We start from the raw sequence: 12,631 nt of genomic DNA on the forward strand, positions 1-12,631 counted from the left end.
TCTCCTTGTCTATGGCGCCGCAACCATGCCCGACGCCACGTTATCCGGCCGGCCCCATGATCAGATCGGGCAGCCACAGCGACAGCGCCGGGATGTACATCACCAGCAGCAGCACCGCCAGGTTGCACAGCAGAAACGGGATGATGGCGCGCGCCACGTCACTCATGCGGATCTCGCCGATCCCCGCCACCACGAACAGACAGATGCCCACCGGCGGTGTGGTCAGGCCGATCATCAGATTCAGGACCGCCATGATGCCAAAGTGCACCGGATCGACACCGACGCCGGTGGCCACGCCCAGCAGCGCCGGGAACAAAATGATCAGGGCGGCGATGGTTTCCATGAAGGTGCCGACAAACAACAGGATCAGGTTGAGAATCAGGATTACCATCAGCGGATTCTCGCTGATGCCCAGAATGCCGTCGGCAATCATCTGCGGCACGCGCTCGCTGGTCAAAATCCAGCCGAACAGATTGGCCAGCCCCACCAGCATCATCAGTGCGGCGGAGGTCAGGGCGGCCTCGACAAACAGCTTTGGCAGGTTGCGCCAGTTCAGCCCCTTGTAGACGAACATGCCCACCACCATCGCGTAGATGCAGGCCACGATCGAGGCCTCGGTGGGCGTAAAGAAGCCGCCGATGATCCCGTAGAGGATGATGAACGTCATCAACAGCGCCCAGAACGCGCTCTTGCCCTCCACCAGAATCGCCTTGAGCGTGGCGCGCTTCTCCTTCGGATAGCCCCGTTTGATTGCCAGTACGTAGACGGTGAGCATCATGCCCAGCGCCAGCAGGATGCCCGGCACCACGCCGGCCATGAACATGCGCCCGACCGAGATCCCCGACAGCGACCCCACGATGATCATCGGCACGCTGGGCGGGATGATCGGGCCGATGGTCGAGGAGGCCGCGGTGACGGCCGCGGCAAAGGGCTTGTCGTAGCCGGCCTTTGACATGCCGGGAATCATGACCGAACCGACACTGGCGGCATCGGCCACGGCGGTGCCGGAAATGCCGCCAAAGATCATCGAACCGCCGACGTTGGCCAGCCCCAGACCGCCACGGATGTGACCGACCACGGCGTTGGAAAAGCGCACGATGTGTTCGGTGATATTGCCCACGTTCATCAGGTTGCCGGCCAGAATGAAGCCGGGGATACACAGCAACACGAACGAATCCATGCCGGCAAACATGCGCTGGGGCACGATGGTCAGCGGGATACCGGCAACAAACAGATAGGCCGCCGAGGAGATGCCGAGCGCAAAGGCGATCGGAATGCCGGCAAACAGCAGCACGAAAAATACGGCAAACAGCATCAGGATTTCCATGGTGCTACCCCTGCCCGGTGCCGGGCGTTGCCTTGTTGTCGCGGGACAGGCCCACCAGCCCGGCCACGGCCTCGATGGCACCGATCACGCCATAGACGATGACCATGCCAAACAGCACCACCGTGGCGCCGAATATCCACTGCATCGATACCTTGAGCGCCGGTGAGGTCTGGAAGGCACCGATGCTTGAGTACTGCCAGGCATAGGGCACGATCACCCACGCAAAGCCCAGCAGCACCACGCTGATCAACAGCTGATAGAGACAGGCCCCTCTGACGCCGAAGCGGTGGTGAAAGAGCTCCAGACTGATGTGCTTGCCGCGGCGCATGACAAGACCGGCGCTGACGGCAATCATCATGATAAAGAGATAGCGCGACAGCTCCTCGGTCCAGACCGGCGCGGCCGGCAGGATCAGACGTCCCAGAATCTGCACCACCACCACGCCGGCAATGGTCACCAGCAGCAGGCCGGCAATGGTGGCCAGCACCCGATCCAGGCCATTGACCAGGGCGCCGAGCACGCCCCCCAGGCGCGGCACGCGGCCCAGCACATCGAGCGCTTCCAGCGCCTCGCTGGCTCGCTTTTCAGTGTCACTCACGTTGTCTCTCCCCTGCGGTCACGCCCTTCGGGCCGAGGGCACGAAGGGCGTGACGGTCAGCGATAACCCCATGGGCCCGATCGCGGGCGGGCCACGATCAGAGCTGTTCGATGCGCTCGAGAAGCTCGGTCTGCTCGGGATCCAGCACCTCCTTGACGGCCGGCATGGCCTTGTCGGCGAACGCCTCGGTGTCGACCTCGACAAAGGTCATGCCCTTGTCTTTGAGGGCCTGTTCCAGACGCTTTTGATCCTCGGCAAAGAGCTCACGCTCGTAGCGCTGCATGTCGCCGGCGGCGTCTCTGACCACCTGCTGCAGATCATCCGGCATGCCCTCGAGCTGGCGCTTGCCGATCACGACATAGATCCAGCTTCTGACGTGATTGGTCATGTTCACCACGTCCTGCACCTCGGACAGGCTGGCGCTTTCGATCAGCGACAGCGGGTTTTCCTGACCATCGATGGTGCCCTGCTGCAGCGAGGTGAACACTTCGCTGAAGGCCATGGGCGTGGGGCGTGCGCCCAGTGCCTGCCAGGTATCCACGAACAGCGGCACGTTGGGCACGCGCAGACGCAGGCCCTTCAGGTCATCGGGAGTTTTGATCTCGCGATTGGCGGTCAGCTGACGGGCGCCGCGCTCGAACCAGGTCAGCGGCACCAGCCCGGTGCGCTCGGTGATCTGGGCCTCGATTTCGCTGCCGATGTCGCCGTCGACGGCCCTTTCCAGCTGCTCGCCGTCGCGGAAGGCGTAGGGCACCGCCATCATGGCGGCCTTGGGCGCCCAGTTCTGCAGGCTCTCGCCGGTGATGGTGATATCTGCCGTGCCCAGCTGGATGGAGTTGATCATGTCCATCTCGTTACCCAGCTGTTCGTTGGGATAGACCTGCACTTCGATACGGCCGTCGGAATTCTCCTCGACTTCTTCCTTGAAGTGCATGGCGGCCTTGTTCCAGATGTTCTGCTCGTTGGCCAGATGGCCGAACTTCAGCGTGTAGTCGGCCGCCTGTACCGGCGCGGCCATCGCCAGAACGCCCGCGGCCAGCGCGCCGGCGGTAATGAGCTGCGACAGGCGCAGACGGGACAGTTGACGCATCGACATACCTTGCTCCTCCAGGGCCCGGGCCCTGATCAAGACGTAGCAGTGGGATCATTGGCTGCTCGGCGACAGCCCGCATTCATCGGCCTACCAGTGCCAGAGCGTGCCATCCTCGAGCCGGTTGACCGGCAGGCTGGCGCGCTTGTAGGGGTATTTCGCCGCCAGTTCTTCATCGATGTCCACGCCGTGACCGGGGGCGTCCCCCGGTGTGAAGTGGCCATCCTCGAAGCGGTAGGCGTGCGGGAAGACGGCTTCAATCTCCTCGCTGTGCGGCATGTACTCCTGAATGCCGAAGTTGGGCACCCAGGTATCGAAATGCAGCGCCGCGCCCATGCAGACCGGTGACAGGTCGGTCGGGCCATGAAAGCCGGTGCGCACGTGGTAGAGCTCGGCCAGGGCCGCGATGCGGCGCAGGTGCGTGATGCCGCCGGCATGAGTCAGGGTGGCGCGGATGTAGTCGATCGACTGCGACTCGATCAGCTCGCGGCAGTCGTGGATGGAGTTGAACACCTCGCCCACGGCCAGCGGCGTGGTGGTGTGCTGGCGAATCATTTTGAAGGCGCTCTGGTTTTCGGCCGGCACGCAGTCCTCGAGCCAGAACAGATGATAGGGCTCGACCTCCTTGCCCAGCCGCGCCGCCTCGATCGGGGTCAGGCGGTGGTGGACATCATGCAGGACGTGCAGGTCATCACCGAAGCGCTCGCGCACGGCCTGGAAGAGCTTGGGCACGTGGTTGAGATACTTCGAGGTGCTCCAGACGTTTTCACTCGGCAGGCTCGAATCGGCCGGCTCATAGCGCTCGCCGGCCTTTTTGGCCACGCCGTAGGTCGAGGCGATGCCGGGAATGCCGCACTGCACGCGCACGGCGCGATAGCCCTGCTCGACGTGGCGGGCGACCTCTTCGAGACAGCCCTCGATGTCATGACCGGTGGCGTGGCCGTAGACCATCACCCGGTCGCGGCTCTTGCCGCCCAGCAGCTTGCAGAGCGGCAGGCCGGCGACCTTGCCCATGATGTCCCACAGCGCCATGTCCACCGCGCCGATCGCCGACATGGTGACCGGGCCCCGGCGCCAGTAGGCGCCGCGGTAGAAGAACTGCCAGATATCCTCGATATTGGACGGATCGCGTCCGATCAGCGCCGGCGCCACGTGCTCCTCGAGATAGGCCACGACCGCCAGTTCCCGACCGTTGAGCGTGGCATCGCCGATGCCGTAGACCCCTTCATCGGTGTCGATCTTCAGCGTGACCAGGTTGCGACCCGGGCAGGTCACGATGACGCGTGCATCCACAATCTTCATAAGGTTCTCTGGTTCTCTGCCTGTGTACATCAATGCCGCCAGGCTACCTGTATTGTGATTGGTATACCAAATAGACATTGGTATACATCGGCGTCGCCAGGCTTCACAACGCGCTTTGATATGTTGTCAGATAGGCGCCACCAGAAGATCATGTTGAATATGCCGAAATTGGCATGCCAGTAAAGGCGTCCGGTAACCGGACCGGCGCCCTGGAGAGAGCAGGATGCGCCGACAGTATCAGAGCATTGGGGAACAGATCGGTCAGCAGATCGACCTTGAGGGCTACCGCCCCGGCGACCGGCTGCCCACGGAGCGCGAATATGCCGAGCGCTTTGATGTCAGCCGCACGGTGGTGCGCGAGGCCTTCATCATGCTGGAGCTGGCCGGTCGCGTGGAGGTGCGCAAGGGCTCGGGCACCTATGTCTGCCAGACCGACGAAACGCCCCTGCCCTCGGCGCCGGCCACCGCCTCCGGCCCTGGCGGGGATATCGGCCCCTTTGAGCTCTTGAAGGCGCGCCAGGTGGTGGAAAGTGCCGTGGCGGCGGCCGCCGCCGAGCTGGTCACGCCGGGTGACATGCGCGCCCTGTCGGCGCTGCTGACCCGGGAGCGTCAGGCGCTGGCGACCTCTCTGGGTGGTCAGGAGCTGACCAACGCACCCGACCAGGCCGATCGCGCCTTTCATCTACTGATTGCCCGCGCCAGTCAGAACACATTGCTGGAGGATGCCGTCACCCGGCTCTGGGAGCAGCGTGACCGCAGTCCCATGTGGCGGCGCCTGCACGGGCGCATCATGGACTTTTCCTATCGCCGCAGCTGGCTGGATGACCATGAGCGTATTCTCGCCTGTCTCAAAAAGCGCGACGCCACCGGCGCCCATGACGCGATGTGGCACCATATCGAACATGTGATGCACACCCTGTTCACCCACTCCGATACCGATGACCCGGGCTTTGACGGCTATCTCTTCACCCGCGGCATCGACCGTTTTTCCTCCTGAAGCGCCACCTCGCTCATGACCGGAGCATCGCGCCCGGGTCGCCAGACCCATGCATCTGACCTAATGTAGATAGCGACAGCGCGTCATATAACAACACCAATACGACTCAACGGCAGCGCCACCGTGCTGACCGTGACGGGAGGGTGGCATGGTCTGGCTGGATTATGCGGTGATCGCGGCGTATCTGGGCGGCTTTTTGCTGCTGGGGCAGCTGTTCCGACAGCAGCACTCCGGCAGGGACTATTTTCTGGGCAGTCGCAGCTTCGGCTGGTTCCCGCTGTCCCTGTCGGCGGCGGCCACGCAGCTGTCGGCGGTCAGCTTTATCTCCGCACCCGCCTTTGTCGGCATGAAGGACGGCGGCGGGCTGATCTGGCTGACCTATGAATTCGCCGTACCGCTGGCGATGATCGCGCTCATCGTGCTCTTTTTTCCGACCCTCTACGCCGCCGGCGTGGTCAGCATCTACGCCTACCTGGAAAAGCGCTTCGGGCGCAGCACCCGCATTCTGCTGAGTCTGGTCTTTCAGCTCTCGCGCGCCTTTGCCACCAGTGTCATGGTCTACGCCATCGCGCTGATTCTCACTCACGCCATCGGCCTGCCGCTGTGGGCCACCATCGTGGTGATCGGTGTGGTTACACTGGTGTATTCGTGTCAGGGCGGCATGAAGGCCGTGGTCTATGGCGATGTCATCCAGATGGTGCTGCTGGTGATCGGCCTGGTGGTCTGTCTGGTGTTTGCCCTGTCGCTGATCGGCGGCTGGGACGTCTTCGTGGCCAGCGTGGACCCCGCGCGCCTTGAAACCGTGCGCTTTGACGATTTTGGCATCAATCGCGACAGCAACGGCTTTGGCTTCTGGCCCATGGTGATCGGCGGGCTGTTTCTCTACGCGTCCTACTACGGCGCCGATCAGAGCCAGGCCCAGCGACTGCTGTCGGCCCGCGATCACCGCACCGTGCGCCATACCCTGCTGGCCAACGGACTGCTGCGCTTTCCGATCACGCTATGCTACTGCCTGCTCGGCCTGGTGCTGGGCACGCTGGCCGTGACGCATCCGGAGTTTCGCGCCCTGATCCCCGCCGATGAGCCGGATCTGATGGTGCCGCTGTTCATGCGCGACTATCTGCCCGCGGGACTGACCGGCATTTTGATCGTGGCGATCTTCTCGGCGGCCATGTCCTCGGTCAGCTCGGCGATCAATTCACTCTCGGCGGCCAGCGTCGAGGATCTTTTTGTACGCGGTCGCCATATCGATCAAAAGCGCTACATGCGTCTGTCCCGACTCACCTCGCTGTTCTGGGGCGTGGTCTGCATCGCCCTGGCCTTTTTCACCGGCAACATCGCCTCGACCATCATCGAGGCGATCAACAAGGTGGGCTCGCTCTTTTTCGGCCCGATGCTGGCCACCTTCCTGGCCGCCATTCTGATACGCCCGATCAACGGGCTCGGGGCCAACTGCGGCCTGATCGCGGGCGTGGGGCTCAATGCCTTTTTGTGGCTATTCGTGCCGGAGCTTTTCTGGTTCTGGTGGAATCTGACCGGCGCGATCACTACCCTGGTCGTCGCCCTGATGGTGAGCGCCGTGACGCAACGTCGCACGCACGCTGATGTCATGCCCCGCCCCGTTCTGGATATTCACGTGCCCACGATCGCGATACTGGGCGCGTTTTTTGTGGTGATTGTGGGATTCAGCGTGTGGCTGCCGACACTTTTAACCTGAGCCGGGCGGGCCGGTTTCTGAATCGAGCCTTGATATCGGGGCGGAACGTACCAAAATTCATTATTGCCAACATGCCATGACGTGCCGTGAAGACACGCCATGCCGTCCGCAGGCGCGGGCCGTTTTCACCGGTTCAGACAAAAGGATGTGACTCATGAGCAGTGCCACCACACGCAGCATCAAGGACGCCAACCAGAAGACCGCCACGAGGCTCTACCCGACGCGCAACGATATTCCCGAGGGCGAGCGCGAGAAGGTCGTGGCGCTGATGAATGCTCGCCTGGCCGAGCTGATCGACCTGGCGCTGGTAATCAAGCAGGCCCACTGGAACCTCAAGGGGCCGCAGTTCATCGCGGTACACGAGATGCTGGACGGGTTCAGAAGCAGCATCGATACCCATGTCGATGAAGTCGCCGAGCGCCTGGTTCAGCTGGGCGGTACGGCACTGGGGACGGTGCAGCAGGTGTCCCAAAACACCAGCCTCGAGACCTATCCGGCCGATATTCATCGCATCGAGGACCACCTCAGGGCGCTGGCCGATCACTATGCCGGCGTTGGCGCCACGGTGAGAAAGTCCATTGGTGAGGTCGATGAGCTGGGGGATGCCGACTCCTCCGACCTGCTGACCGGCGTGTCTCGCACGCTCGACAGCAACCTGTGGTTCATCGAGGCCCACATGCAGGAAGGTGCCTGAGTCAAGGGCACCTGACCCGGGCCCCTGTCGGGTCCTGACAATGACAACGGGCGCGTCCCATGGGGCGCGCCCGTTTTTTATGCCGTCTCGCCAGCCGCCTCAGGGCATGTCGGGCATGTGCTCGACATCGATAATGGCGCCGCGATGGCCGATCACGGTCGCCGCCAGTCGATGGCCCCAGCGCGCGGCCTGCTCGACGTCGCCCCCGGTCAGGCGACAGGCCAGATAGCCGGCGCTGAAGGAGTCCCCCGCCGCGGTGGTATCCACGACGGTCTCGACTTTCTCACCGGCCACCTCATGACGTACGCCATCACACTCGATCAGGCAGCTCTCGGCGCCACGCTTGATCACGATCTCGCCCACGCCCAGCTTGCGATAGAAATCGAACAGGGCCTCGGGCGTGGCCAGGCCAAACAGCGCCTGATCATCCTCGAAGGTGACAATGGCCAGATCCACATGGGCCAGCAGCGTCCGGTGGGCCTGACAGGCACTCTCGATGTCCTGCCACAGCCGGGGCCGGTAGTTGTTGTCAAAGACCACCGTCACCCCCTGCGCCCGCAGCATCGGCAGCCGCGCCAGCAGTCGCTCACGCCCCTCCGGGGTCAGGATGGCCAGACTGATGCCGCTGAGATAGAGCGTCTCGCAGTCCGCCAGGCCCTCGAGCAGCTGCTCGCCGGCCTCGCCATCGAACATGACGCGCGCCGCGGCTTCGCTGCGCCAGTAGTGAAAGCGTCGCTCGCCGGCCTCATCGGTTTCGATGAAATAAAGCCCCGGCAGACGCGACGCCAGGGTTCTGACGTTGTCGGTGCCAACGCCCTCGCGGGCAAAGCGCTCGCGCATGGCCTGGCTGAAGCCGTCGCTGCCCAGCGCCGTCACGTATTCAACGTTGAGCGCCGTACCTGCCAGGCGGGCCAGATAGGCTGCCGTATTGAAGCTGTCGCCGCCGAAGGTCTGATGGATGGACTGACCCGGCCGACCATGCATTTCGATCATGCACTCACCCATGAGCGCGATGGTTGATGACAAGATGGTTCTCCCTTTCCGGCATTGTGTTTTGCGACGATGCACCCGAAGCTTGCATGACTCAAGCAGTATCAATACATCCCAAATTTCATGACATTCCCGCGGGAACAGCTTCAGGAGCCCTCATGGCACGCATCAAATGCCTGATTTTCGACTGCGACGGCACCCTGGTCGACAGTGAACCCCTGCTGGCCGAGGTGCTGGCGCAGTCCCTGCCCGAGGCAGGCCTGCCCTTCACCGCCAGCGATTACATGAACGAATTTCGCGGCGTGATCTATGCCCATATCGTGGCAGCGCTTGAACAGCGTTACGGTGCCGTGGATGAGGCGCTGAAACGGGAGACCGAAACGCGCATGCGGGCCCGCCTGATGGCAGGCCTCAAGGATCATCTGCAGATCATCGAGGGCATCGAGATGACCATGGAGACCCTGTCACCGGATTACCTGTGCTGCGTGGCCTCCAATGGCCCCCTGACCAAGATTCGTCAGTCCATGGAGGTCTCCGGGCTGGGGCGCTTTTTCGGCGACCACCTCTTTTCGGCCTACGACGTGGGTCACTTCAAGCCGGACCCCGGTCTCTTTTTGCATGCCGCCCGCACCATGGGCGCGGCACCCGAGGAGTGCCTGGTCATCGATGATGCCCCGGTGGGGGTCACCGCCGCACTGGCCGCCGGCATGCACGTGGCCCATATCAATCACTTCCCCGAGGAAGAACAGACGCCGGAGCGGGCGCATGAACTCCTTCACATGAAGGATCTGCCCGAGCTGGTGCAAAGGCTCAATCAGACCCGAAACGGGCACCATGGCGCCTGACAACAGTCAAAGCAGTGGACGGACCCAGCGTATTGCCGAACAGGGAGATACCTCATGGCACGCAGCGAACAGGAAATGATCGACGGTCTGTTTTCCCGCCTGAAGGAGGCCGAGGAACAGACCGGCGAGCGTGATGAACAGGCGCAGGAACGCATTGATGCCCACGTGCGCGATCAACCCGGCGCCCCTTACTATATGGCGCAGACCATCCTGGTGCAGGAAGCGGCCATCAAGCGTCTCAACGCGCGTATCGAGGCGCTGGAGAAGCAGAAAAGCGAGAAGCGCAGCAGCGGCGGCTTTCTGGCCGGCATCTTCGGCGCCGGTCAGGATGAGGAAACACCCACCGAGCGGGGGCGTCGGGCCCCTGCCTCCTCAGGACCCACGGCCGCCAGCGGGCCGGGCCGGAACTGGCAGACCAACGGCCCGGCCGCCAGCGCACCCGGCGGTGCCATGCGGGGCGGCGGCTTTCTGGGCGGCGCCCTGCAAACCGCAGCCGGCGTGGCCGGGGGCATGATGCTGGGCAACATGCTGATGGGCATGTTCGGTGGCCACAGCGGTGAAGAGATGGGCGATGTCTTCGAGGACCCGGTCGGCACCGATCAGGGAGACGCGATGGACACTCAGGCCCCGGGCGAGGGCCACGAGCCCCAGGGCGGGTTCGAACAGGCCGATTATTCGCCGCAGGAGGATGGTGGCTTCGACCCGGGCCCCGGCGACGAGGATTCGTTTTTCGGCGGCGATGCCGGCGGCTTCGATGATTTCGATGAGCTCTGACCCTTTACAAACGCCGGGCCGGTGCTGATCGACGCGCCCGTGTCATCATCGTCTTGATGGGCATGGACAAGGCGCAACGACATCAGTACCATATGCCGCCTTCGGAGAGGTGGTCGAGTGGTCGAAGGCGCCGGTCTCGAAAACCGGAGTGGGTTCACGCCCACCGAGGGTTCGAATCCCTCCCTCTCCGCCAGATATGAAAAAACCGGCCCTTGTGGCCGGTTTTTTTATGGGTCCCCTGCGCACACCCGCGCCGAGCGTCACTCCCGATAGGGCATGGACTGCGCCGCCGAGCCCGAAGCGGGCTGCGTCGGCTCGGCCACACGACGCAGTTCAACGTTGTGTGTGGTGTTGATGGGCTGACCGTTGCAGTCGAGCTGTCTCAGACGGTGGTCGCCGATGGCCTGAAAGCTCATGCAGCTGTCGTCACTCTCCGGATCAAGTCGATAGATGGTGGCCTGCGGATCAACCTGGTTGCCGCGGGCCACGACCCAGTTGCCGGTGCGCGTGTGAACCTCACGGTCACTGTCGTCTCCCAGGTAGCGCTGTTGAAGCGTATAGGTTGCGCCAAAACCGGTCATGCCCGAAGAGACCAGCGTCAGTCGGGTATCGATGCCTTCACAGTCAGCGCAGGGCAGTACACCCTGAAAACTCTGTGCCACGGACATGACCTGCGGTGCCGACGACATCTCCGGCTGCTGGCTACATCCTGCCAGCACCAGCCCTGCTGCCGTCAGCATGACGCCTCTGGAAAACGTTTTTTTCATGACGCACTCCCGTTTGCCCTGGATACCTGATCGTTGTCGAGCCCTGACTGCGCATGGCTATAGGCAAACGTAGTCGAGTCATGCCGCGCTGTCGTGGCCTTCAGGAGACGATCCGGTCGCGCCCGCGCCCCTTGGCCTGGTAAAGCTTTTGATCCACGCTTTCCACCAGATCGTTGCTGTTCAGGCCGCGCGCATTGACGATGCCGGCCGAAAAGGTGACCTGCAGCCCACGCGGGCTCAGATACTCCAGCGCCAGGGACTGACGCAAGCGCTCGAGCGCCTGAAGTCCCCCTTCCGGATCGATGCCCGGCAGGATCAGCATGAACTCCTCCCCGCCCCAGCGCACCAGGATATCGCTGGCGCGCAGCTGACGTGACAGCACCTCGGTAAACTGCTGAAGCACCTGGTCGCCCACGGTGTGGCCGTAGTCATCGTTGACGCGCTTGAAATGATCGATATCGAGCAGGGCCACGCTGATGTCCATGCCCTGACGCTCGGCCTGCTCGAGCGCCGCCTCGAGCGTGCTGATGCCAAACCGGCGGTTGCGCATGCCGGTCAGCTCATCGTGCGTGGCGAGATATTCAAGACGCACGTTCTTTTCTTCCAGCGCCGTCTCGAGCTTCTTGCGCTCGCTGATGTCGACCAGAAAGACCACATCCCGCGGCCGGCCGTCTTCCCCTTCGATGCGCACACTTTCAACGATGACCGTATGGCGTTCACCGCTGCGCGCCACCAGCTCGCATTCGCCGAACTGCTGGGTATGACCGGGACGGCTGCCCTGCGCGCCGTGCTGCTGACGCCGCAGGTACTGATGGCTGCTGTAGGGCACGACCATCGAGAAGGGGCGCCCGATCAGTTCATGCTCTTCGTAGCCATGAAAGCGACAGTAGGCCGGATTGACCATTTCGAAACGGCCATCCTCGGTCAGTACGCAGATGCCCATGGGCGTGGCATTGATGATGCTCGAGATGCACTCCTGGCTGCGCCGGAGCTCTTCATGCTGAAGGATCTGCTGGGTACAGTCCTGCAGTACCATCATCACCCGGTGCGCGCCGCCGTCGTCCGGCAGCCGACAGCCGGTCAGCCCGAGCGCCATGCGCTTGCCCCCGTCATTGAAGCGGAGCCAGCGCACCCGCCGGGTCTGCTCCCGACCGGACTCCTCGTCACCATCGCACCAGTAGTCGGCAGGGTGGCCCTCCTCGTCATCCGGATACCATTGCCAGGGCTCGTCCTCCCCCAGGGGCTCAAAGTGGTTCAGCAGGCGTCGGGCAGCATGGTTGGCGCCTTCAAGCGTTATGCGCTCGCCGCATCGGTAGACCAGAGCGGCGATGTTCAACCGGTCGAGTGCTTCGATGGACGGGCTGTCGTCAGTGGGCGTCGGACAATGACTCATCTCGTGATGATTACCTTTTTTTACGTAAGCATTACTCATGGTCACATCATGAACGCTGCTCCCATCTGCTTCCTGTCTGATTAATGCATTAATCATTTTTGAGCCGAAAATGCAGGTCAAAGGATTAAAATGGCACA

At 62.9% G+C, this 12,631-nt stretch carries 12 protein-coding genes and 1 tRNA gene; 6 read left to right on the forward strand and 7 right to left on the reverse strand.

From position 1 onward, the window contains the following. Nucleotides 1-40: 40 nt before the first annotated feature. From M1D97_RS12620 to manD, 4 genes are all read right to left on the reverse strand, one after another. Entirely contained in the window at nt 41-1,327 is a 1,287-nt protein-coding gene (locus M1D97_RS12620; protein ID WP_456268079.1) for a TRAP transporter large permease, read from the reverse strand. 4 nt (nt 1,328-1,331) lie between these two features. Beyond that, nucleotides 1,332-1,925: a TRAP transporter small permease gene (locus M1D97_RS12625; RefSeq protein ID WP_456268080.1), complete on the reverse strand. Its 594-nt coding sequence runs from the start codon at nt 1,923-1,925 to the stop codon at nt 1,332-1,334. A 97-nt stretch (nt 1,926-2,022) separates the two neighbouring features. After that, a complete protein-coding gene (locus M1D97_RS12630) occupies nt 2,023-2,943 on the reverse strand; it encodes a TRAP transporter substrate-binding protein (protein ID WP_456270223.1) in 921 nt (306 codons plus the stop codon). A gap of 162 nt (nt 2,944-3,105) precedes the next feature. Next, complete coding sequence (manD, locus tag M1D97_RS12635) at nt 3,106-4,317, reverse strand: D-mannonate dehydratase ManD (RefSeq protein ID WP_456268081.1); 1,212 nt, start codon at nt 4,315-4,317, stop codon at nt 3,106-3,108. Between the two features lie 223 nt (nt 4,318-4,540). Here manD and M1D97_RS12640 point away from each other — a divergent pair, with 223 nt between their 5' ends. The 3 genes from M1D97_RS12640 (at nt 4,541) to dps (ending at nt 7,725) form a co-directional block, all read left to right on the forward strand. Next, nucleotides 4,541-5,314, forward strand: a complete 774-nt coding sequence (locus M1D97_RS12640; protein WP_456268082.1) for an FCD domain-containing protein — start codon at nt 4,541-4,543, stop codon at nt 5,312-5,314. A gap of 148 nt (nt 5,315-5,462) precedes the next feature. Continuing rightward, nucleotides 5,463-7,031: a sodium:solute symporter family transporter gene (locus M1D97_RS12645; protein ID WP_456268083.1), complete on the forward strand. Its 1,569-nt coding sequence runs from the start codon at nt 5,463-5,465 to the stop codon at nt 7,029-7,031. A 154-nt stretch (nt 7,032-7,185) separates the two neighbouring features. Further along, nucleotides 7,186-7,725, forward strand: a complete 540-nt coding sequence (gene dps / locus M1D97_RS12650) for a DNA starvation/stationary phase protection protein Dps (RefSeq protein ID WP_456268084.1) — start codon at nt 7,186-7,188, stop codon at nt 7,723-7,725. A 99-nt stretch (nt 7,726-7,824) separates the two neighbouring features. Here dps and M1D97_RS12655 read toward each other — a convergent pair whose 3' ends face one another. Beyond that, nucleotides 7,825-8,751, reverse strand: a complete 927-nt coding sequence (locus M1D97_RS12655) for a sugar kinase (protein ID WP_456268085.1) — start codon at nt 8,749-8,751, stop codon at nt 7,825-7,827. A gap of 122 nt (nt 8,752-8,873) precedes the next feature. On the opposite strand from M1D97_RS12655, the gene M1D97_RS12660 reads away from it, so the two are divergent. From M1D97_RS12660 to M1D97_RS12670, 3 genes are all read left to right on the forward strand, one after another. After that, nucleotides 8,874-9,560 carry an HAD family hydrolase gene (locus M1D97_RS12660; RefSeq protein WP_456268086.1) on the forward strand — a complete coding sequence of 229 codons (687 nt, stop codon included), beginning with the start codon at nt 8,874-8,876 and terminating at the stop codon, nt 9,558-9,560. Nucleotides 9,561-9,614: 54 nt separating this feature from the next. Then, nucleotides 9,615-10,334 carry a DUF2076 domain-containing protein gene (locus tag M1D97_RS12665; RefSeq protein ID WP_456268087.1) on the forward strand — a complete coding sequence of 240 codons (720 nt, stop codon included), beginning with the start codon at nt 9,615-9,617 and terminating at the stop codon, nt 10,332-10,334. A 103-nt stretch (nt 10,335-10,437) separates the two neighbouring features. Then, nucleotides 10,438-10,527 (forward strand) — tRNA-Ser (locus tag M1D97_RS12670). Nucleotides 10,528-10,594: 67 nt separating this feature from the next. Here M1D97_RS12670 and M1D97_RS12675 read toward each other — a convergent pair. Next, on the reverse strand, nt 10,595-11,101 hold the full coding sequence (locus M1D97_RS12675; protein ID WP_456268088.1) for a copper resistance protein NlpE: 507 nt from the start codon (nt 11,099-11,101) through the stop codon (nt 10,595-10,597). Between the two features lie 100 nt (nt 11,102-11,201). Further along, on the reverse strand, nt 11,202-12,494 hold the full coding sequence (locus tag M1D97_RS12680; protein ID WP_456268089.1) for a sensor domain-containing diguanylate cyclase: 1,293 nt from the start codon (nt 12,492-12,494) through the stop codon (nt 11,202-11,204). Nucleotides 12,495-12,631 lie beyond the last annotated feature (137 nt).

Source organism: Kushneria sp. AK178, from assembly GCF_053903105.1.

Excerpts from the sequence above, each read along its gene's own strand:
- manD (WP_456268081.1), bottom strand. The coding sequence starts at position 4,317 with ATGAAGATTGTGGATGCACGCGTCATCGTGACCTGCCCGGGTCGCAAC.
- M1D97_RS12620 (WP_456268079.1), bottom strand. The coding sequence starts at position 1,327 with ATGGAAATCCTGATGCTGTTTGCCGTATTTTTCGTGCTGCTGTTTGCC.
- M1D97_RS12665 (WP_456268087.1), top strand. The coding sequence starts at position 9,615 with ATGGCACGCAGCGAACAGGAAATGATCGACGGTCTGTTTTCCCGCCTG.
- M1D97_RS12675 (WP_456268088.1), bottom strand. The coding sequence starts at position 11,101 with ATGAAAAAAACGTTTTCCAGAGGCGTCATGCTGACGGCAGCAGGGCTG.
- M1D97_RS12630 (WP_456270223.1), bottom strand. The coding sequence starts at position 2,943 with ATGGCCGCGCCGGTACAGGCGGCCGACTACACGCTGAAGTTCGGCCAT.
- M1D97_RS12640 (WP_456268082.1), top strand. The coding sequence starts at position 4,541 with ATGCGCCGACAGTATCAGAGCATTGGGGAACAGATCGGTCAGCAGATC.
- M1D97_RS12645 (WP_456268083.1), top strand. The coding sequence starts at position 5,463 with ATGGTCTGGCTGGATTATGCGGTGATCGCGGCGTATCTGGGCGGCTTT.
- M1D97_RS12660 (WP_456268086.1), top strand. The coding sequence starts at position 8,874 with ATGGCACGCATCAAATGCCTGATTTTCGACTGCGACGGCACCCTGGTC.
- dps (WP_456268084.1), top strand. The coding sequence starts at position 7,186 with ATGAGCAGTGCCACCACACGCAGCATCAAGGACGCCAACCAGAAGACC.
- M1D97_RS12680 (WP_456268089.1), bottom strand. The coding sequence starts at position 12,494 with ATGAGTCATTGTCCGACGCCCACTGACGACAGCCCGTCCATCGAAGCA.